Origin of the sequence: Halomonas sp. MCCC 1A13316 (assembly GCF_014931605.1) — a bacterium.
Taxonomy (GTDB): Bacteria; Pseudomonadota; Gammaproteobacteria; order Pseudomonadales; family Halomonadaceae; genus Halomonas.
The window spans coordinates 700,862-720,715 of record NZ_CP053382.1 but is presented as its reverse complement, the minus strand read 5'-3'; the positions used below and the strand labels follow the sequence as shown (position 1 = coordinate 720,715).

Sequence of the window (19,854 nt, the reverse complement as noted above, 5' to 3'; positions counted from 1 at the left end):
TTTACCGGTTAATTAAAATGAGGCTGTCAGGCAAACGCATGCGAGGAAATCCCGGCTTACTCCTTGAACGCCGAGAGCGCCTGCTCGCAGCCCATGCCGACCTGCTCGCCACCGCCCGGGTCGACCCACGGCAGAATCGCCAAGGGCGGTGCCACGAGGGCGCCCAACAGCGACAGGGCACCACGCGCGATCAACTCCTCGGTAACGACGTTCACTTCCGGCTCGCGCAGCGAGCCCTTCAGCTCCACCGGCGAATTGCCGGTGAACAGGGTGGGATCGAGGTTATGGCCCTGAAATGCCATGTCCATCTTCTCTGTCTCCAGATTGATGGCCCCGGCCCCTTCGAAGTGAGCGATCTCGGTGGCCATGAAGAAATTCTCCAGCTCGGCCAGGCCTTCCTCGACCAAGAAGCGCACATAGGTGCACTCCAGCTGCACCTGCTCCTCTCCAGCGAGAGCCGCCACCAGCGCATTGGCCACGTTGAGCGGCAGCAGCTCGGCGGCGATGATGTCCAGCCAGCCCTGGGACATCGCCAGCTCCAACTCCCCATCGAGCCCGGCCATGACCTCGTGCATGGAGCCCCCACGGTAACTGAAATCGCCGTGACCGCCGAATACGCCCAGTGAGTCCCGCGCTACGTCGGGGAGCCCGGCCTCGTCGAGTAGCGCCTTGAGATTGATCTGATCGAGCGCCAGCTGCAAGACGCCCTCGATGGCCGCTTTCCGGGCATCCAGCCGCCAACTGGCACGTACCTCGCCGCCGCCGAGCCCCAACTGCAGCGGATCGACCGTCATCACACCGCGATCCAGCTCCAGCGACACTGCCATATCGTTGAACGGCACCCGCTTCGCCTGAACCTCGGCCGCCTCGTAATCGAGCACGATGTCGGTGTTGCGCAGCGCCTCCAGGTTCCATTCACGATCGGGGAACAGTACCCCTGCGCGCCGTTCCTCCGCTTCCCACTGCTGCTGTTCGGGCGAAACCGTCTCGCCCGTGCCGGTTTCGGGCGACATGCCCAGTATCGGCAGCAAGTCATCCGCCTCGAGCTGCTGCGATTCCAGGGTCGCCCATAGCTTGGGCCGCTCGCCGAAGCGAATGCGCACGTCGCCGGCAACGTCGCTATCGCCGAAGGTACCCTCGAGGCCATCGACATTGAGCAGGTCGTCCCGGTAGCGAACGTAGCCGCTGACCCGATAGGGCGGCAGCTCGGGCAGGCTGATGCCGGTCAGCTCGGTGAGTTCAGCCGGGCTGGGCCCCTCGAGACGGGCGCGGCCCTCCAGCGATTCGAGGGCAAAGGGCTGCACCGCGCTGCCATCGATCCATAACCGGGTGTCGCCACTGGCCAGCTCGCCGGAAATCGGATAGGCCGCGTCGGGATTGGTGAGGTCAAGCAGCGGGCCAACCAACAGATCGAAATCGAACTGCTCTTGCTCGTAGCTGCCTTGACCGACCAGGTGCACACGCTGCCCTTCCACGCCCTCCGTGCGGGTGTCGGCAGTGAACGAGAGCGCCAGGCCCCAATGCGAGGCACGGTAGTCCAGCGCGGTGTTCTCGAACAACAATCCACCGTCGACCACGCGAGTATTGAGATTGCCATCCAGTGTACCCAGCGGGCCGAACCCGAGCGGGGCCAGCGCCGCGGTCAGGTCGATGCGATCCAACTGCGCCTGCAGGTCGGCCACCAGGCGCTGCTCGTCGACCTCGAGCCAGCCCTGGAGGCTCAACGAGCGAGGCGACTCGTCATCGAGCTGTTGCCGGGCCTGCAAGCGGGCGATGGAGAGCCGCCCCTCTTCGAGCGTTGCATCGAGGGCAAGGTCATACAGGGTCTGGCCGGCATAGTGCAACTGCCCTAGCGCCAGGTCGAACTCACCCTCGAACGCCTCCAGGCCCTGTAGCACCTGAACCACCTGCCGATCCCACTCCCCTTCCTGCTGCGCTTCTTCCTGGCGCGGTGCTTCGCGCGCCCGCTCCTCCTCGAACAGCCCCCAGCGGTCGAGGTCGAGCGCATCACCCTCGAGTTCGGCAGCGAGCCAGGGGGAATCGCGCCCAAGGTCGAATTCCAGGCTACCTTCAAGGTGGCTTTCACCGATGCTCGCCTCGAACCCATCGATACCGCCTCGCCACGCATTGACATCGAGACGCAACAGCCCCTCGAACGCCACACTGTCCTCCTGTAGCCGCCCCTCGCCCTGCACGCTCAAGCGCTGGTCCCCAGCGGCCCCGTTGGCACTGTCGCCGGGCGCCTCGAAGCTCGCCTCGATCTCGATTTTGCGGGCCGTGTCACGGTAGCTCAGGCGTCCCTGCTCGACGCTTGCGGCCTCGTCCTCGGCAGACGCCGCGTCCAGCCGCCCCTGGAGGTGGATCGACCGCTCCTCGCCTTCGCCCAGTGGTTCCCTGGCCTGCAGCCGGTCGATCGCCAGCTCGCCTTCACGCAGCGCTCCGCGCACCACGACGTCATGCAACGTTCGCTCGGCGGCACGCAGCAGTCCGATGGAAAGGACGACCTCAGCCTCGAAGGAGCGCAGCCTCTCCAGCCTCTCCATGAGCGGGCGCTCCTGAGCGGCAACCTGGCGTTCGTCTTGGGTAAAGAGTTCACTCCAGCGGTTCAGATCGAGCACGTCGACATCGAGGTCAGCCTGCATTCGCGGTACGTCACGGCCGAGATCCAGCGCGAGACTGCCGTGCAGACGACTCTCTCCGAGACGCCCCTGGAACGCTTCGATGGCACCACGGCGCTCCTCCATCTCCAAGTGCAGCACGCCCTGGAACGCCACGGCATCGCCCTGGACATGGCCTTCCCCGCGGATGTCCGCGCTCAGCTCTTCCACACTCTCGCCGGGAGTGGAGAACGCCATGTCGAGTTCGACGTCCCGGCCCGAATCGCGAAATACCAGCCGCCCTCGATCGATATTGAAAGCCTTGGGCCAGAGGGGAATGTCCTGCTCTTCGGTCGGCTCCCCTTCCAGCAGGTCATCAATATTGGTGGTTCCGTCCTCCCGGCGCAGCAGGAACATCTCCGGCCGGTTGACGTCGACCCGCTCCAGCTCGATCTTGCCCTGCAGCAGGGCGCCCACGTCCAGGGTCACCGACAGTTCCTCGAGGCGGGCCATGGGATCCTCGGCCCAGCTCGCATTGGCGACGCGCACCTCATTGAGCCGCAGGGTCAGCGGTAAGCCCCAATCGATACCGTGCTCGGCGATGGTCACCTTGCGTCCCAGCTGTTCACTGGCCTGATCCTCCAGCCAGCCACGAAACCAGCCGGTTTCGAGAAACAGCGCCGCCGCCACCAGTACCAGCAGCAGCGCCCCCACGGTCATGGAGATTAGACGAGCGACCTTGTTCACCATTCCATCCATGGTTGTGAATGAGCAATACCCTAACCATGGACAGAGACGTGGAATCGGTCCAATACCGTCTCCGCTTGCGATGTCTGCTCGTTCAGGGGGCTTGCGACAAATTCCGTCCCTTCGTGAAGCGTTTCCTTAGCAAGCCTTCACATTCGCTAACCTGCTCCAAGCCGATAAAGCTTCTATGCTGAAGTCATGGACGTCTCGACCGTTACGCACGGTAAACAAGGAGAGGCAGCGGGATGTTCCCAGCCGGAACGGGAGGTTCGTATGAAAATCTACAAGCCGGAATGGCACTGTACCTTCACAGTGAACGAAGCTGCCGGCGCGGCGGCCAGCTGGCGTTCGAGGCTTGCGTGGCGTCTCCGTCGCTGGGCCGACAGGCTAGATGGCAAGGGTCGCACGGTGACGATCGAATGCAACGTCGAGCCTACAGTGACAGCCGAAGAGATCGATACCTGCCTGGTCAAGGGTTTCGAGGTCACTCACTCCCTACTTAACCAGTTGGCGCAACAGGCGGCCTGCGAAGACGTAATGCGAGACGCCAAGGCCGAATTGTTCGAGCAAGGACCGCCACGCTGACGATTGATACAGCAGCAAGCAAGTCAAGGAGCCGACATGCAGACACGTTATTTCGCCCTTCGCGACTATCCGAAAGGTACGCCGTCGAGAGAGCTGTTCGATCTGCGCAGCCAGGAGTTGCCGGGGCTGGACGATGGAGAGGTGCGCATTCGCAACAGCTGGCTCTCGGTCGATCCCTACATGCGGGGCCGCATGAGCGGGGTCAAGACCTATGTCGCACCGTTCGAGCTTGATGCCCCGCTGGAAGGCGCCGCCATCGGAGAGGTGATCGAGTCGCGTCATGCTCATTTCAAGGCCGGCGACAAGGTGCGCCACATGGCGGGTTGGCGGGATATCGCCCAGCTCAAGGGCGACGTGCTGGAACCTCTGCCCGACATGCAGATCCCCGAACAGGCTTATCTGGGTGTGCTCGGCATGCCGGGGATGACCGCCTGGACGGGGCTCAATCGTATTGCCAACCTGCGGGAAGGCGATAACGTGCTGGTCAGCGCCGCCAGCGGCGCCGTGGGCTCGCTTGCCGTGCAGTTGGCCAAGGCCAGGGGCGGCACCGTGGTCGGCATAGCCGGTGCGGCGGACAAGCTCGAATGGCTGGAGCAGCACGATATTCGCGCCGTGAGCTACAAGGGCAAGGATGCCCGGCAGTTGAGTGCCGACCTCAAGGAGGCCTGCCCCGAAGGTTTCGATGTGTACTACGAGAACGTAGGTGGTGACTGCCTCGAAGCGGCGTTGAACAATCTCAAGGTCGGCGCACGCATCGCCATATGCGGATTCATTTCGAGCTACAACGAAGAGGCGCCTGCGCCGGGTCCGAGTAACCTGGCGAACCTGTTGATTCAACGCGCCCGCATGCAGGGCTTCATCATCTTCGACCACTGGACCGAATACCCTCACTTCCTCGAAGAGGTCGGGCCGCGCGTCGCCCAAGGCGAGATCGACTACGAGGAAACCATTGAGGAGGGGCTGGAGCGCACTCCCGACGCCTTTCTCAATCTCTTCGATGGAGCCAATCGGGGCAAAATGCTGGTACGGCTATAGAAGTCGGCGGCAGCGGGCGAAAAAGCTCGGCGACCTTGCGCTCCTGCCGTTACCAAAAGCCAGCCAATGGTTACCTTTACCCGCTTGGCTTCTCCTTTGCCTTCTTCCTAGGCTGCATAAGCCAGCCAACGCAGTAAGGAGGACTTTGCGACACACGGCCCTCGGCCTCCAGAGGAGACTGTGGGCATCGAGCCGCCAAGTCGCCCTTTTCGGCCGCAATTCAGCAAATCTTCCTGAGCGACTGCTCAGGTTCTCTCCGCTCGCGCCGATATGAGAAGTGAATGCCCAGCGCGTCAGGTCTCTCATACTTCTTGCGCGACGAGCCTGAAAACTGTCACTCTGGCAGGCGTAGCGAAACTGCACAGCCCGTGAAAGTTCGGTACAAGTTCAGTATATTGGAAGAGCATTTTTGTCGAAGAAGCGGAGTCCAACATCACGATCGATCATTCTTAACTTAGCCAGTGCAGGAGGTCCTCATGCGAGTCTACAAACCTGAATGGCGGTGCACGTTCAGCGTGAACGAAGGCAAGGAGGAGACAAGCGGCTGGCGCGAGCGCCTCGCCTGGTTCATCCGTAGTTGCGCCGACAAGCTGGACGGTAGTGGCAGAACGATCAAGATCGATTACAACGTGACTCCCCACTTGAGTCGCGAAGATGTAGATACCTGTCTCGGCAAGGGCTTCGCAGTGACCCAAAGCCTGCTGACCCAGCTCGCGCATCAGGCCGCCTGCGAGGACGTCATGCGCGAGGCCAAGGCCGAACTGTTCGAGCAGCATCCGCAGCGCTGAAATTTACGTTACTGCCCTACGCCCCCATTCGGCATCGCCGGGTGGGGGTGTCTTGCGTCACACGCCACGGGAGTCGATGGCCTGGTGGCGCTGAGCCTGGCCTCGACCCGGGTCTTTCCGCGTCATTCTCATGACCAGTACGGCATCGGCCTCATCGCGGCCGGTGGGCAGCGCTCCTGGAGCGGTATCGGCCGGGTGGATGCCATGGCCGGCGACATCATCACGGTGTTCCAACTGCTCAAGCTGCTGGGTGTCGCCTACCTGCTCTATATAGCCTGGAGCGTGCTGAGGTCGCGTGGTATCGCACTCCCCGCCATAGACCAGACTCCCCTGCCGGCCAGACGACTGATCAATGGCGGTGTGCTGCTCAACCCCAAGCTCACCCTGTTCTTTTTCGCTTTCCTGCCGCAGTTCGTCAATGCCAGCGAGCCCTCGCTAATGCACATGCTCGAGTTGAGCCTCGCCTTCATGCTGATGACATTTTCGGTGTTTATCGTCTATGGCCTCAGCGCGGCGGCCGCACGTCAGCGAGTCCTGGCACGTCCGCAGGTTCTCGCCTGGTTGCGCCGCTCCTTCGCGTCGGGTTTTCTCGCCCTGGCGGTGCGCCTGGCAATAACGGAGCGCTAGCCCGTACCGCTGCGCATGGCTACGCTCAAGTCTGGCCGCAGGCATCAACTGCGGCCCACGCCAACAAGGAAGAATGCGAGACACGCCATGAACAAGACACTGCCCACCCTGGCCTGCCTGGGCCTGCTGGCCGCCGGCTCGGCATTGGCTCAGGATACGACCGAAAACACCCCCGCGTGGAACGATGCCCTGCTGCAAGCGGTAAGCCAGGTCACGCTCGGCCCACGCCCCCTGTTTCTCGTCAACGACATGAGTGAGGAAACCGAGCGCGAGCGCGAACTGAAGGCCGAACTACTCGAGTGTGCCGCCCAGAATACCGACTGGCAGCCAACGGAGCTCTCCATCGCCCATCGCGGCGCGGCACTGCAATTTCCCGAACATACCCTGGAGTCCTACCTGGCCGGCGTTCAGAGCGGCGCAGGAATCATGGAATGCGACGTGACCTTCACCAGTGACAACGAGCTGGTGTGCCGCCACTCCCAGTGCGACCTGCACTACACCACCAACATCGTGGAGACCGAGCTGGCCCAGAAGTGCAGCGTACCGCCGGAAATCGACCCTGAGAGCGGTGAGCTGCGCAACGCCGCGGACATACGCTGCTGTACCAGCGACATCTCTCTGGCCGAGTTCCGCACGCTGCGCGGCACCATGGAAGGCGCCAACCTGGAGGCGCGCAGCATCGAGGAGTACCTGCCCGGAACGCCAAGCTGGCGCACCGACCTCTACGCCACGCGCGGCACCCTGATGAGCCATGCCGAAACCATTGCCCTGTTTCAGGAGCTGGGTGTGAAAATGACCCCCGAGCTCAAGGCACCCGAGGTGGAAATGCCTTTCAACGGCATGAGCCAGGAGGACTACGCGCAGAAACTCGTCGATGAGTACAAGGAGGCGGACGTGTCGCCGGGCGATGTCTTCGCCCAGTCGTTCAATCTCGATGACGTCCGCTACTGGATCGAGAACGAACCCGAGTTCGGCGCGCAGGCGGTCTATCTGGACGGGCGCTACGATGAAGAGAACTTCGACCATGCCAATCCCGACACCTGGTCGCCAAGCATGGAGGAACTGGCCGAAAGTGGAGTGCAAATTCTCGCACCACCGACCTGGATGCTACTGGCTGCCAACCCCGAATTCGACGAGGGCGATAGCCGCATCGTGCCTTCCGAGTACGCCAAGCGCGCCAGCGAGGCGGGGCTTGAGCTGATCACCTGGACCTTGGAGCGCTCCGGCCCATTGGCCGAAGGTGGCCAGTGGTATCACCAGACGACAGAGGACGTCATTCGACGCGAAGGCGACAAGCTGATCACCCTCGACGCGCTGGTGCAGGATGTCGGCGTTATCGGCGTGTTCAGTGACTGGCCTGCCACCGTGAGCTTCTACGCCAACTGCATCGCCAAGCGTGGCTGAACGCCATGGCCAGCAGGCAGCTCAATCTGCCGGCTGGCCTTTCGCTCAGTTGCGCTGCTGATCCGGCGGGGTGGTGACCTTCGAGAAGTGCGGCGACAACACCCGCCACTCCCCGCTCTCCTTCTGCCACAGCTCGCTGAAATTGAGGCTGTAACGAATCCGGTCGTCATCGACGATTCGTCCCTGGCCGTAGACCGAAACGGAGTCGCCCAGTGTCGCCAGCTTCAAGACGAGATCTTCAGCCTGACTACCGCGGGCAAACCATTGGTCTGTCGCTACGGCTTCGGCAATGCCCCATAAGCCCAGCTCTTGGACAGGTATCGCCCGCCGTTGACTCAGCAGGCTTAGGAAGATACCCATACAGGACCAGCGCCACGGAAGTACCATCAGATATCGGCGCTAATGTGTGTAAGCCATGGCGTACATCAAGGCGGGCGGTCAGTCGCGCCTGCACCCAGAACGCCCCGCCTAGAGCGCCCCGCGAATACGATCGGCGTTCTCGGCCAACTCCTCCGGCCGAGCCTGGGGCAACCCTTCGAGACGGATATCCTGCATCGCATCGATCGGCACCAAGTGAAGATGCACATGGGGAACTTCGAGGCCGACGACCATCATTCCCACACGCTCGCAGGGGAAGGCCTGCTTGAGTGCCTTGGCCAGCTTTTGCGACACTGCCATGAGATGAGCGCTCAGTACCAAGGGCAGGTCATCCCAGTGATCGATCTCCTCTCGCGGAATCACCAACAGGTGGCCGGGCTTCATGGGGTTGAGGGTCATGATGGCCACGCACTGCTCGTCGGACCAGACGAATTCACCAGGTAGCTCGCCGTGAATGATGCGGCTGAAGATACTCGCCATTTCGCTTCTCCCTGTCAGGCTATCGGTGGGTTACGTAGGCAGTCTCGCCTGAGAGACGCCTTCGGTCCACTCACCTTCCTGTCATGGGGGCTTCGCCCGGAAGGTTCCCCAGGGATTCTGTCTGGCTCATGTTAGGAAAGCGAGTGTTCCAGCCCCACCTGTCTCCACTTAGCGACACTTAAGCTATTGTTTTTATTGACTTAATTAATACTTCCCGATTAACGTCTCCTTTTGGCAACGATTTCCCACACCAAACTAGCCATTGGCATGCATTACCTACTATTCATTGCACGAGAGAATTCCCAAAACGCTGTTTTTAAACGAATTATGCAAACATGGCACCATTTTCGCTTATACCAAGGCAATGGCAAAGTACGACGAGCCAGGCATTGAGAAAGGCCACCGCTCGTCACCGGCGCTTGTAGCGTCACGGACTGGCGCAATGCGGGCTTGAAGCCCGGCAAGCAAGCCGTAGCTGCTTCCACCGGCCAAAGGCACGCACATGCGATGAGTAGCACTATCCTTTAGTTCCCTGCGTACTTGGGCCGCTCTGCGGCCCTTTTTTTAGCCACAAGTTTCACAGCGAAGCGCAAGGATGCCGCGAGCGCTAGCTGGCCAAAGTCGCACCCTGTCACGGCCACTGCGGAACGGCCCAGGAACGAGACGAACGCCATGCATACGAAGCCAAAATCTCCGCTGAGCAGTTGGACCTCTTTTGCCGGTTGCGTACTGGCCGTTACCCTGCTGCTCGACGCTGCCCTCTCCCTCAACGGCCTGGTTCCAGAACAAGCTGCTCTCTTTCCCAGTGCAGTCGCTGCCCTGGAAGCCCTGGCTTCGGACGTGCTGCCCCCGGGTATTGCGCTTGCCGGCTTCGTCAGTGGCATCGCCCTCGCTCTGACCGTGGTCATGCTACCGATGCATCATGTCTATCGCGCCCGCGAAGTCCGGCTGCTGCAAGAGCGCGAGCGTCTCGCAGCCCAAAATGCAAGACTCGTTCACCAGGCCGCCAGCGACGGCCTGCTGGGTATCGCCAATCGCCGTGAATTCGAACGCGTGCTGAAACTGGAGTGGCGCCGGGCGGCACGCGAGCGCCAGCCACTCAGCTTGCTGATGATCGACATCGACTGCTTCAAGCTCTTCAACGACACCTACGGCCACCAGGCCGGCGACACCTGCCTGCGTGGCGTTGCCGATGTGCTGCGTAACGCCGCCGCGCGTCCGGGGGACATGGTGGCCCGCTATGGCGGCGAGGAAATGGTGGTACTGATGCCGCATACCAGCGTGGAAGGTGCCGTGCGCATGGCCGAGCGTATTCATGCCATGCTGGCGGAGCGAGCCCTCTCCTTTTCCGCCTCCCCCGTGGCGCAACACGTCACTGTCAGCATTGGCGTTTCCTCGATGCTGCCGGTACGCAATGCCAACCGCTCGGTCCTGGTACGACAAGCCGACGAAGGCCTCTATGCGGCTAAGGAGAGTGGACGCAACCGTACGGCAACCGTACCGAACCTGCGACTCATCGCTGCTGAAGAGGAGCCGAGCCTCGGCTCCCATCGCGCCCAAGCATAGTGGCGGCATCCCCCCGCTCGGCCATTTCACAACGCTTTTGGAAGCCCCCTAGAAGCACCAGGAGCCGGATGGAGTCTCTTGGCTCGACCAGCCTCGTCGCGCCATGCGCCAGCACGGAATGGCCGTAGCGCACCCCTCCACGATCAGCGTCCAACGCCGCCCAACGCGACGGCTTCTTCCGTGAACGCGAGTGCCCAAGATCGGACTTAGGTTGCCCAATGCGGCCATGCCGGGTACTATCCCAAACGCTCACCGGCACCTCATCGATGAAAGCGATAACCGCCAAACGATAACCTGAGGTAATACCATGGGAGCTCTACCCAGAAAATTGCTCGCTTGTTGCCTGGCAGGATTGTTCGCGGTATCCGCCGCCAATGCTCTGGCCCATGAGGCCGACCAGGAAGAAGGCATCGCATCCTTCTACAGCGACCGATTCCAAGGCGCCACCACTGCCAGCGGCGACTCTTTCGATCAGCAGGCTCTGACGGCTGCTCATCCCAGCCTTCCCCTTGGCACCAAGGTGCTCGTTACACGGGCGGATACGGGTCAGGAAGTGGAAGTGCTGATCAATGACCGCGGTCCTTTCATCGAAGGACGTATCATCGATCTCTCCAAGCGTGCGGCACGCGAGCTCGGCATGCTGAGGCGTGGCACGGCACCGGTCATGGTCACCGTGCTCTAAGCCGCTCGCCTCGTGGCGTGGCGAGCTACAGGGCACGTATTTCGCCCGCGTCAGGGGCTAAAGTTTCTCCCGCCTTGACCGATAATGCTGTTAAGCGTTCAGCGAGGAGCATCGCGACGCTTTTTCGGTTCGAACGACGCTAGGGGGCGGGACGATGAACATGCTGAGCATGCTGGGGGATTCACCCGGCGAGGTGAAAGCACCACGCACCAATGAGGCGCTGTGCAAGCGCCTGGTCATGGCCAAGATACAGCTCGACCGCCTGGAGCAAGACGGTTCCTGCAAAGACCTGAGCGCCCTCAGTGCGGCACGCATCGAGTTCGCCCTTGCCTCGCGGTCACTGGCCGATGCCTTGATCGCCCAGGAAACCTCGGAAGAATATAGCCTCAGCTGATTCCTATAGAAAGGCAGGGCCGGGCGGCACCCTTCCCGACCTTGACCCACCCTGTGCCCTCTCGATGGCAAGGCTTCGGCAGCACGCTGGAGCCCCCCTCACTGCTTGTCGTTCACGAAGCGTCTCAGGTCGAGTGCATTGTGTGGCGCATGAGCCTTTTGGTCATTGTTGAAATAGGCATAGACGTCACGCCCCTCGTGCAGCAACTCGACGATACGCTTCGCCTCGGCCACAAGGTACTGACGTGAATAGCTGCCGGCATACTGCTTGCCGTGAAAGCGCAGGTAGGTCCAGTCGGCGGTAAACACTCGAGGGTGGCGCTCCAGCATGTCATGCAGGCATAGCGCCGCACCGTGGCGGCGCAGCACGTCATACACCTCGTCGTTCAGCCAGTCGGGGTCGCGCAGCTCGACGGTCCAGCGATACTGCTTCGGCGCCTCGGCGAGAAAGGCATCCAGCCGCTCCGGCCGTGATTTCCAGTTAGGCGGCAGTTGCACCAGGATCGGGCCCAGGCAATCGCCGAGCCGCTGTGCCACCTCTAGAAAGGCGCCAATGCTCTGTTCGGGATCTTTGAGACGCTTCATGTGGCTGCCGTACCGGCTGAACTTCAACGCATACTCGAAGCCGTCTGGCGCCGCCTCTTTCCACTTGTCGAAGGTGTCCGCCTGGGGCAGGTTGTAGAAGGTGTTGTTGATCTCCACCGTGTCGAACTGCTCGGCGTAATGGCCGAACCACTCATTCTGGGTCAGTTCGTCCGGATAGAAGCGTCCCTTCCAGTGACGATACTGGTAACCGGACGTACCGATGCGCAGCCGTCCCTGGCGCTTGCGCTGTGTAGCATCGCTCATGGATCCCTCCACGCGGCGCGGATGAACGTCTTTTCAGTGTGGCAGAATAGCGGCCCTAGGAGGCATTCAGCAGAGCGACACGCGCTGGCGTCGGCTCGTCGAAAGGGAAGAGCAGTGGTTCGCGGCAGGCCTCGCCGCTGTAGTACCCACCGCCATCGACGCCGAGATGCAACCATACGTCGCCAAGCGAGTGCCCTGCCTGGCCGGTGGTGACCGGGATGCCTGCAATCCGGCACCGGCCGCGCGCGGACAGAGCTCACCTCTCTCGCCATCGGGCAGCGCCGATACTCCGCCGATGTAGTCAAAATGATTGTGGCTGATCAGCACAGCGTCGACATCCAGCCCTGCGGCCCAGGCCAACGACTGGCCCGGACGCAGGCCGCCGCCGGCGTCGAGCAGCAGGCGCCTACCCTCGGCCTAGCTCCGTGACAGCAGGTTTCCCGACGCTTATGCCTTCTTGACGAACTCCGACTTCAGCTTCATCGGCCCGAAGCCATCGATCTTGCAGTCGATGTCGTGGTCGCCTTCCACCAGGCGAATACCCTTCACCTTGGTACCCACCTTGACCACCGACGAGGTGCCCTTGACCTTGAGGTCCTTGATCACGGTGACGCTGTCGCCATCCTGCAATTCGTTGCCGTTGGCATCGCGCACCACTTCCTCGCCACCGGCCTCGCCAACTTCCGCCAGACCCGACCACTCATGGCCGCATTCGGGGCAGGCGTACATGTCGGCCACTTCGTAGGTGTACTCGGATTGGCAGGCGGGGCAGTTCGGCAAGTCGCTCATGGGCTTCTCTTGGGCGGATTTCGCGAAGCGCGAAGCATGCCAGAGCGCCCGGAGGGTGTCCAACCAGGCTCCTAGCCCTGCAGGCCCTTGGCATAAAACGCCATGCTCTCGCTGCAGCGAAAGCCCAGCCCCTGGTAGAAGCCGGCGGCCGGGATATCCCTCCCCGTGGCCAGATACACCGCGCGAACGTCTCGCTCAGCCAGCTCCCGCTCCAGAGCCCGATAAAGCTGCGAGCCGATACCCTGCCCCTGCCGATGCGAGGCGACGCACATCTCTCTCAGGTAGAACAGCTGACAATCCAGGTAGGGCTCGAGGTTGCCCAGCACGAAGCCCGTGACGTCACCCGCGTCGCTTGACGACAGCATCCCCACGAAGCCGGGCGACGCGTGGAAGTGCTCGAGCCGCGCCAGGGCCCCATCGACACTCCAGGGTTCGCTCCAGGGCTCCGTGGAGAACACCTGCGCGAACAGTGTCGCGCAGGCTTCCAGGTCCCGCTGTTCCAGTCGCTTTGTCGGCATGGTGGGCTCGTCCACGCCGACGCCTAACGCTTGTCCTGCGTACTCGTCTCGAAGTCGCTGGCGTCGTGGCGCTCATGCAGCTGCTGCTCCAGCGGGCCGAAGGTGCGATTGACCATGCGCCCGCGCTGCACCGCCGGGCGGGCGTCGATCTCCCTGGCCCAGCGCTGTACATGCTGGTACTCCTGCACCTGCAGGAACTCGCCGGCATCGTAGACGCGGTCGAGCGCCAGTTGTCCGTACCAGCACCAGTTGGCGATATCGGCGATGGTGTATGTGTCACCGCCGAGGTAGCGGCTCTCGGCCAGACGTCGATCCAGCACGTCGAGCTGACGCTTGGCCTCCATGGCGAAGCGGTCGATGGCGTACTCGATCTTGGTCGGCGCATAGGCGTAGAAATGGCCGAAGCCACCGCCGAGATACGGCGCGCTACCCACCTGCCAGAACAGCCAGTTCAGCGTTTCCGTACGCCCGGCCGGATCGCGAGGCAACAGCTCGTCGAACTTCTCGGCCAGGTAGAGCAGAATCGAGCCGGACTCGAACACTCGGGTGGGCGGCGTGGTGCTGTGGTCCATCAGCGCCGGAATCTTCGAGTTGGGATTGACCTCGACGAAGCCGCTACCGAACTGCTCCCCCTCGCCGATGCGAATCAGCCAGGCATCGTATTCGGCGCCGGCGTGGCCAAGCGCCAGCAGCTCCTCGAGCATGACGCTGGCCTTGACCCCGTTGGGCGTGGCCAGCGAGTAGAGCTGCAGCGGATGCTTGCCGACCGGCAGCGCCTTGTCGTGGGTAGGCCCGGCGATGGGCCGGTTGATGCTGGCGAACTGGCCGCCGTTGGCCTTTTCCCATTTCCAGATCTTCGGCGGTACGTACTCGTTGTCTTGGCTCATGAAAGCTCCAATACCCTGGTGACGAAGCGCCCCGTCCCGGTCCTGGGCCACGGGAAGCACGCAATGCCACAAAGGTAGCCTGTTAACGTTCGAGCTTCGAGCCGACCTTGAAATGCCTCGCGTTTGCACACTAGGGAGGCTGGCAAACACTCCCAGGGCAATGCTGCCCCCAATCCGGCACCTCCCTCTCCGGGCGGATCGGAGGTGGTGCTCCATTCAGGGAAGAGACGTCTGACGATGCGCAGCTCCATGAATGATGCCTGTCGTTGAACCCGTCTTCGGCGCTTAGTTGCCCCAAGCAGCCCCAGCTATATCACCACCGCCTTCTGCTACGTTGAACGAAGGCTCTCCCCTTTGGAGCGAAGAGATTCGCAATGCCAACTCTGGATGGTTGCCATGCCTCACCGCCGTGAAGATCTCGAGCCCGAACATCGGCCTGAGGCAGTAAAGGAACGCCTGTCCCGCCCGGCGCAAGCGAACTCCATTCCCGATGCGATCTTGGGAGGCATCGATGGATGCGTAACGACCTTCGCCGTCGTTTCAGGCGCATTCGGCGCAGGCTTTTCCCCCACGGTCGCCCTGGTACTCGGTTTCGCCAACCTCCTTGCTGACGGTTTCAGCATGGCAGTCAGCAATTACGAGGCCTCACAAGCGCAGCAAGAACATATCGATAGCGTCACTCGTGGCGAATATCACCATATCAATCTCATTCCTGAAGGCGAGAGAGAAGAGATACGCCAGATTTTCCGCACTAAAGGCTTCGAAGGGGAATTGCTGGAAAGAGTCGTGGAGACCCTGACCGATGATCATGATATCTGGGTCGACACCATGCTCAAGGAGGAGCATTTCTTGCAGCCTGGCGGAGTGAATCCCCTGCGCGCCGCGCTTACCACTTTCTTGGCGTTTATCATCGTCGGTGCCATGCCGCTACTACCCTACGCGCTACCGGGCCTGGATGCCGCTACCCAGTTCCTGGCCAGCCTGTTGATTGCCGCTGCGATGTTCTTCAGCATCGGGATGCTCAAGAGCTTGGTCTACCATCGGCCAATGCTACGTTCAGGGTTTCGTACCCTGTTGATGGGCGGCGCCGCCGCCGGCCTCGCCTTCATTAGCGGTCACCTCGCCCATGCACTGTTCGGCTTGGGCTAGCTCGTGGTAAACCCAGTGGCATAAGCGACGCAACCATTACCACTCCATCTTCCCTGCGTCATGCCGTTGACGTTCTGGCTGGGAAAGCGAATACGAGTCGTCTGCTTCATCCTCACTTCGCGGGTCCTTGTGCTGGAATACATCGCTGAAGGCCGCAGCGAGAATACCCGTCGGCATGGCGATGATGCCTATCCCGGCCACGGCGGTGATACCGGCAAACAATTTGCCCAGTGGCGTGATAGGCGTGACATCGCCGTAGCCCACCGTCGTCAGGGTGGCAATACTCCACCACAGCGCCCGCGGCACGCTGCCAAAAGCCTCGGGCTGCTCGGCGGCCTCGACCACGTAGAGGCAGGCCGCGGAAAGCAACAGCAACAGCCCCGCCACACCGACACTGAGCAGCAGCTCGTAGCTGCGAGCGTGCAGGGCCCCCGCCAATGCGGACCAGGCCCGGCTGAAACGACCTAGCCTAGCGAGCCGCAAGATACGCAGCACGCGCATCATGCGCAGCAGAAACACGTTGTTGAAAGGCAGGAAGGCCAGGAAGAACGGCAGGATCGCGAGCAGGTCGACCAGCGCCCAGAAGGAAAACGCGTAGCGGATGCGGCCCGAGATGCCACGATAGCGGGGCTCCTCTCCGGCGGCATACATCCGGCAAGCATATTCGGCGAGGAAGGTCGTGACGAAGAACACTTCCAGGGAAAAGAACAGGCCCGATGCCGCCTGGCGCAGGGTGGGCTCCGTCTCGAGAACCGCCATGAGCGAGGCCAGCAGGATCAGGGCACAAACGGCGCGATTGAGTGGCGACAGCCCGAACCCGGGCCAGGCTCCCGGGGTAAGCTGGCGATGGAGCGTCTCACGCAGCAAGGCAAACCTCCTGTTAGCTGATTTATGAAGCGTGACCATATACCAACCCTGGCCGGCATGGCTTCCCCCGCTTTCGGCAAGTTTCAACGTGCCACTGCTCCTCAGCTTCTCGAGTGCGCCGTCATGCAGGGAAACGAGCAGGGGTTCGCCGCGTTCGCTGACGCGGAACTGGCCAACGGGCGGGCTCGTAGCGCTCGGCATGGCCCTCCTGAAAGAAGAAGGCATCGGTGGCGAACCGGACCCGGCCGTGGTGTCGCTATCGAAAAAGAGATCGAACGCCCCGCCCCAGGTGCGGAAGTAGAGCGCTAGCGCAAGATTGAGCAGCCCCAGCCACACTATCCTCGACAGGACGACAGCACGATGAACCGGTCCATCGCCACGCTTGATAGCTGCCACACTATACCCCTGCAAGAAAAGTAAGGAGCACCGCATGCAATATCGCAAACTCGGCAATACCGGCCTCTTCGTTTCCCAGTTCTGCCTGGGCACCATGACCTTCGGCGGCGAAGGCGAACTCTGGAGCAAGATCGGCAACCTGCAGCAGCGTGACGCCGAGGGGCTGATTGCCCGCGCGCTGGAGGCCGGCATCAACTTCATCGACACAGCGGACGTCTACTCCGAGGGGCTCTCGGAGCGTATTACCGGCCAGGCCCTGAAGAACCTCGGCGTACCGCGCGACGAGGTGGTCGTCGCCACCAAGGTATTCGGCGAAACCGGCCGGGGCGCCAACGCCAGGGGGCTGTCTCGTTATCACATCATGGAGGGCATGAAGGCGAGCCTGAAACGCCTGCAGCTCGACCACATCGATCTGTATCAAGTGCACGGCTTCGACCCCGCTACGCCCATCGAGGAGACCCTAAGCGCGCTGGATACCCTGGTCCAGCATGGCCACGTACGCTATGTCGGCGTCTCCAACTGGGCGGCCTGGCAGATCGTCAAGGCGCTCGGCATCGCCGAACGCAAGGGGCTGAACCGCTTCCAATCATTGCAGGCCTACTACACCCTTGCCGGTCGCGACCTGGAACGCGAAATCGTCCCCATGCTGGAGAGCGAGGGCCTCGGCCTGATGGTGTGGAGCCCGCTCGCCGGCGGCCTGCTCAGCGGCAAGTACGTGCGTGATGGCCAGGACGTTGGCGAAGGCCGACGCGCCAACCTCGACTTTCCACCGGTGGAAAAAGAACGCGCCTATGACTGCGTCGACGCGATGCGCGGCATCGCCGAGGCCAAGGGCGTCAGCGTCGCCCAGATTGCGCTCGCCTGGCTGCTGCACCAGCCGGCAGTCACTAGCGTGATCGTCGGGGCCAAGCGCATCGATCAGCTCGATGACAATATCGCCGCCGCACAGGTAACGCTCAGCGATGCAGAGCTCGACGTGCTCGATCGCGTCAGTCAGCTGCCGCCCGAATACCCAGGCTGGATGTTGGAACGCCAGGGCGAGTTCCGCCGTGAGCAGCTCGGTGCTCAGAGACGCTGAGAGAAGGAAGCGGCCATTTCCGCATCACTCCCATTGGCGAACTATGCTTAAGGGGCCGTCCACTTCCACGTCCGCTCCCATGCCGTTGGCCCTTACGATGGCTGTCCTTGAGAGCCAGACGAGGTGAGTTCAGGAACGGGGAGGTGGTAGCCGTGGCGCATGTGCGCACCATCCACGGCATGACAAGGAGCTGAGTGGCCGCCAAGACAGGGACCGCTCGCATAGGGACAAGATAGAGCCCGGCATGCCGGGCTCTTGTCGTCTCCGCCACCAGAACGAGCGTGTGTAACGACGAAGCCGGTCCAGGCGCAAAGGCAACCGATTGCAGAAGCCTCTACGACTGCCGGCACGCTGCGCTCACTCCGAAGGGACCGCTTCCGGCTGATGGCCAAGATCCGGTGCGAGCGAGCTGTAGTAGTTCGCCAGGTCGCGTATCTGGGTTTCATTCAAGCCCTTGGCTGCGCTATGCATGATGCGCACATAGGGCGTGCCGCCGCGCGTTTCGGACTTGAACAGGGACAGTTGGAGAGCGAGGTAGTCGGCGTACTGGCCGGCCAACCTAGGATAATGGGGGTTGCTCGGTCCCGATCGCGGGCCGTGACAGTCGACGCAGGAGGGAACCCCCTGCCCGGGCACGCCGCGCCGGGCAATGTCTCGTCCTCGCGCTATCGAAGCCGAATCGGCAGTCGCTGCGGCCGGCTCGTCTGCATTGGCTTGATGACTGGCCGGTTGGCTCGCAGCGTTCTCCTGGCCGGCATAATGTGCTGCGAGAGTACGCATCTCCGTTTCGCTCAATTCCGCGGCAATCGGCTGCATGATGCCACTGTTGCGCTCCCCCTCGGCATAGGCAAGAAGGCTTGTCCACAGGTACGTTTCGCTCTGGCCCGCCAGCTTGGGAAAGGCCCCAGAGCCGCGACCACGACCATCCGCGCCATGACACCGGGTACAATGGGCTACCAGCGGGCCCAAGGGCTCACCGAGCGCTCGCAAAGAACCGGTTGCCGCTTCGCCGCCAGCGTCCGCATCGTCGCGTTCACCGTAAGCCAAGTGCTCGTAGCGCTCCGGACTTAGCCTCGGCAGCTCCTGCAGGAAAGCGACCACGGCCCAGATCTCATCCTCGCGCTGCAAGCTCACCCAGGCGGGCATCGCCGTGAATTTGACCCCATGCTTGACGATCCAGAACAACTGCTCGGGCGTCCACTCGTGAACCCGCTGCGACAAGAGCGGCGGTTTGGGTGTCATTTGCTGGACGATCAAGGACTGCGGCTTCCCCGGGGCACCGTGGCAGGGCATGCAGCCAGTCGCATAGTGGCCAGCGCCCTTGAGCACCAAAGCCGGGTCGCTCAGCGCCGGTGCCTTGATGCCGCTTGCCCGCGTCTCGACGGCATTACGCATGGCGAAGTGAAGAAACCAGCGGGTCACAGGCCAGTGGCCTGAGCTGGCGCTGATCGGCACCAGCCCCGACCAAACGACGAGCACACCGCCAACTGCCAGCGTCCCACCCAGGATCGCCAGGCCCAGCAATAGCGCTTTCCCGTGGCCGAACATATACCGCATGACCTTGCGCGGGAGGCCGACGAGCCGCCGCAATCGAGCGAAGCGAGTAGTCGAGCGCATCAACGGCAGCTCTCAATGAAAACGGCAGGCAGGGCGACGTAGAGCGTGGCGACAAAGGAAAGTCCGCCGAGCAACACCGTAGCGAAGCCAAGAAAACGGTGGCGATCCGCAGGCGTATCGAAGTCGTGCGGCACCGTTGCCGTACCGAATCTGTGTTTTCGTAAGCCGCGCCAAATGACGATGGCGATCCCTGACAGGGTCAATACGGTGTAAATACCGATAGCGAGACGCACCCCGCCCAAGGAGCCGCTTTCGCCCCCTACCTTCGCGCACCAGACGGCAGCCGTGGCATAGGAAAGAACAAAGTGCACCGTCCACAGCAAAGGCCCCATCGCGAGCGGCCAGAGGGACTCGCGACTTCCGGGAGTCGGCTTGGCCCTTGCTTCGGGCTCGACTTGCGCTCGTCTTGCCATTTGAACCTC

Annotated in this window: 21 protein-coding genes; 10 read left to right on the top strand and 11 right to left on the bottom strand. The window is 62.2% G+C overall.

The features are described 5' to 3' along the window. Nucleotides 1-56: 56 nt before the first annotated feature. Nucleotides 57-3,344, bottom strand: coding sequence for an AsmA family protein (locus HNO52_RS03345; protein WP_197567769.1), 3,288 nt, complete (start codon nt 3,342-3,344; stop codon nt 57-59). Nucleotides 3,345-3,617: 273 nt separating this feature from the next. Between HNO52_RS03345 and HNO52_RS03340 the strand changes: the two genes are divergently transcribed. The 5 genes from HNO52_RS03340 to HNO52_RS03315 all read left to right on the top strand — a co-directional run bounded on the left by HNO52_RS03340 (nt 3,618) and on the right by HNO52_RS03315 (nt 7,783). Continuing rightward, nucleotides 3,618-3,929 carry a hypothetical protein gene (locus HNO52_RS03340; protein ID WP_197567766.1) on the top strand — a complete coding sequence of 104 codons (312 nt, stop codon included), beginning with the start codon at nt 3,618-3,620 and terminating at the stop codon, nt 3,927-3,929. A gap of 36 nt (nt 3,930-3,965) precedes the next feature. After that, entirely contained in the window at nt 3,966-4,964 is a 999-nt protein-coding gene (locus HNO52_RS03335; RefSeq protein ID WP_197567764.1) for an NADP-dependent oxidoreductase, read from the top strand. Between the two features lie 476 nt (nt 4,965-5,440). After that, the gene (locus HNO52_RS03330) at nt 5,441-5,752 is read left to right on the top strand and encodes a hypothetical protein (RefSeq protein ID WP_197567758.1); all 312 of its coding nucleotides are present in this window, start codon (nt 5,441-5,443) and stop codon (nt 5,750-5,752) included. A gap of 84 nt (nt 5,753-5,836) precedes the next feature. Next, entirely contained in the window at nt 5,837-6,379 is a 543-nt protein-coding gene (locus tag HNO52_RS03320; RefSeq protein ID WP_232090503.1) for a LysE family transporter, read from the top strand. Nucleotides 6,380-6,466: 87 nt separating this feature from the next. Continuing rightward, nucleotides 6,467-7,783: a glycerophosphodiester phosphodiesterase family protein gene (locus tag HNO52_RS03315; protein ID WP_197567756.1), complete on the top strand. Its 1,317-nt coding sequence runs from the start codon at nt 6,467-6,469 to the stop codon at nt 7,781-7,783. 45 nt (nt 7,784-7,828) lie between these two features. Here HNO52_RS03315 and HNO52_RS03310 read toward each other — a convergent pair whose 3' ends face one another. Both HNO52_RS03310 and HNO52_RS03305 read right to left on the bottom strand, forming a co-directional pair. Next, entirely contained in the window at nt 7,829-8,011 is a 183-nt protein-coding gene (locus HNO52_RS03310; RefSeq protein ID WP_197567754.1) for a nuclear transport factor 2 family protein, read from the bottom strand. 240 nt (nt 8,012-8,251) lie between these two features. After that, nucleotides 8,252-8,641 (bottom strand): HIT family protein, encoded by a 390-nt coding sequence (locus tag HNO52_RS03305; protein WP_197567752.1) that lies wholly within the window; start codon nt 8,639-8,641, stop codon nt 8,252-8,254. A 672-nt stretch (nt 8,642-9,313) separates the two neighbouring features. Between HNO52_RS03305 and HNO52_RS03300 the strand changes: the two genes are divergently transcribed. The 3 genes from HNO52_RS03300 (at nt 9,314) to HNO52_RS03290 (ending at nt 11,283) form a co-directional block, all read left to right on the top strand. Beyond that, the gene (locus HNO52_RS03300; protein ID WP_197567750.1) at nt 9,314-10,207 is read left to right on the top strand and encodes a diguanylate cyclase; all 894 of its coding nucleotides are present in this window, start codon (nt 9,314-9,316) and stop codon (nt 10,205-10,207) included. 307 nt (nt 10,208-10,514) lie between these two features. Next, a complete protein-coding gene (locus HNO52_RS03295) occupies nt 10,515-10,889 on the top strand; it encodes a septal ring lytic transglycosylase RlpA family protein (protein WP_197567748.1) in 375 nt (124 codons plus the stop codon). 154 nt (nt 10,890-11,043) lie between these two features. Beyond that, nucleotides 11,044-11,283, top strand: coding sequence for a hypothetical protein (locus HNO52_RS03290; RefSeq protein WP_197567746.1), 240 nt, complete (start codon nt 11,044-11,046; stop codon nt 11,281-11,283). 98 nt (nt 11,284-11,381) lie between these two features. Here HNO52_RS03290 and HNO52_RS03285 read toward each other — a convergent pair whose 3' ends face one another. The 5 genes from HNO52_RS03285 to yghU all read right to left on the bottom strand — a co-directional run bounded on the left by HNO52_RS03285 (nt 11,382) and on the right by yghU (nt 14,325). Continuing rightward, entirely contained in the window at nt 11,382-12,131 is a 750-nt protein-coding gene (locus HNO52_RS03285) for a DUF72 domain-containing protein (RefSeq protein ID WP_197567743.1), read from the bottom strand. A gap of 66 nt (nt 12,132-12,197) precedes the next feature. Further along, nucleotides 12,198-12,491 (bottom strand): MBL fold metallo-hydrolase, encoded by a 294-nt coding sequence (locus HNO52_RS03280; RefSeq protein WP_232090501.1) that lies wholly within the window; start codon nt 12,489-12,491, stop codon nt 12,198-12,200. 87 nt (nt 12,492-12,578) lie between these two features. Next, nucleotides 12,579-12,920, bottom strand: coding sequence for a zinc ribbon domain-containing protein YjdM (locus HNO52_RS03275; protein ID WP_197567741.1), 342 nt, complete (start codon nt 12,918-12,920; stop codon nt 12,579-12,581). Nucleotides 12,921-12,991: 71 nt separating this feature from the next. Then, on the bottom strand, nt 12,992-13,438 hold the full coding sequence (locus HNO52_RS03270; RefSeq protein WP_197567739.1) for a GNAT family N-acetyltransferase: 447 nt from the start codon (nt 13,436-13,438) through the stop codon (nt 12,992-12,994). Nucleotides 13,439-13,461: 23 nt separating this feature from the next. Next, nucleotides 13,462-14,325: a glutathione-dependent disulfide-bond oxidoreductase gene (gene yghU / locus HNO52_RS03265; RefSeq protein ID WP_197567737.1), complete on the bottom strand. Its 864-nt coding sequence runs from the start codon at nt 14,323-14,325 to the stop codon at nt 13,462-13,464. A 396-nt stretch (nt 14,326-14,721) separates the two neighbouring features. Here yghU and HNO52_RS03260 point away from each other — a divergent pair, with 396 nt between their 5' ends. Next, nucleotides 14,722-15,474: a VIT1/CCC1 transporter family protein gene (locus HNO52_RS03260; protein ID WP_197567735.1), complete on the top strand. Its 753-nt coding sequence runs from the start codon at nt 14,722-14,724 to the stop codon at nt 15,472-15,474. A 36-nt stretch (nt 15,475-15,510) separates the two neighbouring features. Here the strand turns inward: HNO52_RS03260 and HNO52_RS03255 are convergent, their stop codons facing one another. Next, nucleotides 15,511-16,737, bottom strand: coding sequence for an ion transporter (locus HNO52_RS03255; RefSeq protein WP_232090500.1), 1,227 nt, complete (start codon nt 16,735-16,737; stop codon nt 15,511-15,513). A gap of 34 nt (nt 16,738-16,771) precedes the next feature. Here HNO52_RS03255 and HNO52_RS03245 point away from each other — a divergent pair, with 34 nt between their 5' ends. Next, a complete protein-coding gene (locus HNO52_RS03245) occupies nt 16,772-17,815 on the top strand; it encodes an aldo/keto reductase (protein WP_197567731.1) in 1,044 nt (347 codons plus the stop codon). A gap of 357 nt (nt 17,816-18,172) precedes the next feature. On the opposite strand, the gene HNO52_RS03240 is transcribed toward HNO52_RS03245, so the two are convergent. Both HNO52_RS03240 and HNO52_RS03235 read right to left on the bottom strand, forming a co-directional pair. Next, nucleotides 18,173-19,432, bottom strand: a complete 1,260-nt coding sequence (locus HNO52_RS03240) for a c-type cytochrome (protein ID WP_197567729.1) — start codon at nt 19,430-19,432, stop codon at nt 18,173-18,175. Further along, nucleotides 19,432-19,845 carry a hypothetical protein gene (locus HNO52_RS03235; protein ID WP_197567727.1) on the bottom strand — a complete coding sequence of 138 codons (414 nt, stop codon included), beginning with the start codon at nt 19,843-19,845 and terminating at the stop codon, nt 19,432-19,434. The genes HNO52_RS03240 and HNO52_RS03235 overlap by 1 nt, the downstream gene beginning before the upstream one ends. Nucleotides 19,846-19,854 lie beyond the last annotated feature (9 nt).

What these genes read in the sequence shown, in the direction of transcription:
- yghU (WP_197567737.1), bottom strand. Translation starts at nt 14,325, where the DNA reads ATGAGCCAAGACAACGAGTACGTACCGCCGAAGATCTGGAAATGGGAA.
- HNO52_RS03260 (WP_197567735.1), top strand. Translation starts at nt 14,722, where the DNA reads ATGCCTCACCGCCGTGAAGATCTCGAGCCCGAACATCGGCCTGAGGCA.
- HNO52_RS03270 (WP_197567739.1), bottom strand. Translation starts at nt 13,438, where the DNA reads ATGCCGACAAAGCGACTGGAACAGCGGGACCTGGAAGCCTGCGCGACA.
- HNO52_RS03235 (WP_197567727.1), bottom strand. Translation starts at nt 19,845, where the DNA reads ATGGCAAGACGAGCGCAAGTCGAGCCCGAAGCAAGGGCCAAGCCGACT.
- HNO52_RS03330 (WP_197567758.1), top strand. Translation starts at nt 5,441, where the DNA reads ATGCGAGTCTACAAACCTGAATGGCGGTGCACGTTCAGCGTGAACGAA.
- HNO52_RS03295 (WP_197567748.1), top strand. Translation starts at nt 10,515, where the DNA reads ATGGGAGCTCTACCCAGAAAATTGCTCGCTTGTTGCCTGGCAGGATTG.
- HNO52_RS03335 (WP_197567764.1), top strand. Translation starts at nt 3,966, where the DNA reads ATGCAGACACGTTATTTCGCCCTTCGCGACTATCCGAAAGGTACGCCG.
- HNO52_RS03290 (WP_197567746.1), top strand. Translation starts at nt 11,044, where the DNA reads ATGAACATGCTGAGCATGCTGGGGGATTCACCCGGCGAGGTGAAAGCA.
- HNO52_RS03285 (WP_197567743.1), bottom strand. Translation starts at nt 12,131, where the DNA reads ATGAGCGATGCTACACAGCGCAAGCGCCAGGGACGGCTGCGCATCGGT.
- HNO52_RS03340 (WP_197567766.1), top strand. Translation starts at nt 3,618, where the DNA reads ATGAAAATCTACAAGCCGGAATGGCACTGTACCTTCACAGTGAACGAA.
- HNO52_RS03245 (WP_197567731.1), top strand. Translation starts at nt 16,772, where the DNA reads ATGCAATATCGCAAACTCGGCAATACCGGCCTCTTCGTTTCCCAGTTC.
- HNO52_RS03305 (WP_197567752.1), bottom strand. Translation starts at nt 8,641, where the DNA reads ATGGCGAGTATCTTCAGCCGCATCATTCACGGCGAGCTACCTGGTGAA.
- HNO52_RS03240 (WP_197567729.1), bottom strand. Translation starts at nt 19,432, where the DNA reads ATGCGCTCGACTACTCGCTTCGCTCGATTGCGGCGGCTCGTCGGCCTC.
- HNO52_RS03275 (WP_197567741.1), bottom strand. Translation starts at nt 12,920, where the DNA reads ATGAGCGACTTGCCGAACTGCCCCGCCTGCCAATCCGAGTACACCTAC.
- HNO52_RS03300 (WP_197567750.1), top strand. Translation starts at nt 9,314, where the DNA reads ATGCATACGAAGCCAAAATCTCCGCTGAGCAGTTGGACCTCTTTTGCC.
- HNO52_RS03315 (WP_197567756.1), top strand. Translation starts at nt 6,467, where the DNA reads ATGAACAAGACACTGCCCACCCTGGCCTGCCTGGGCCTGCTGGCCGCC.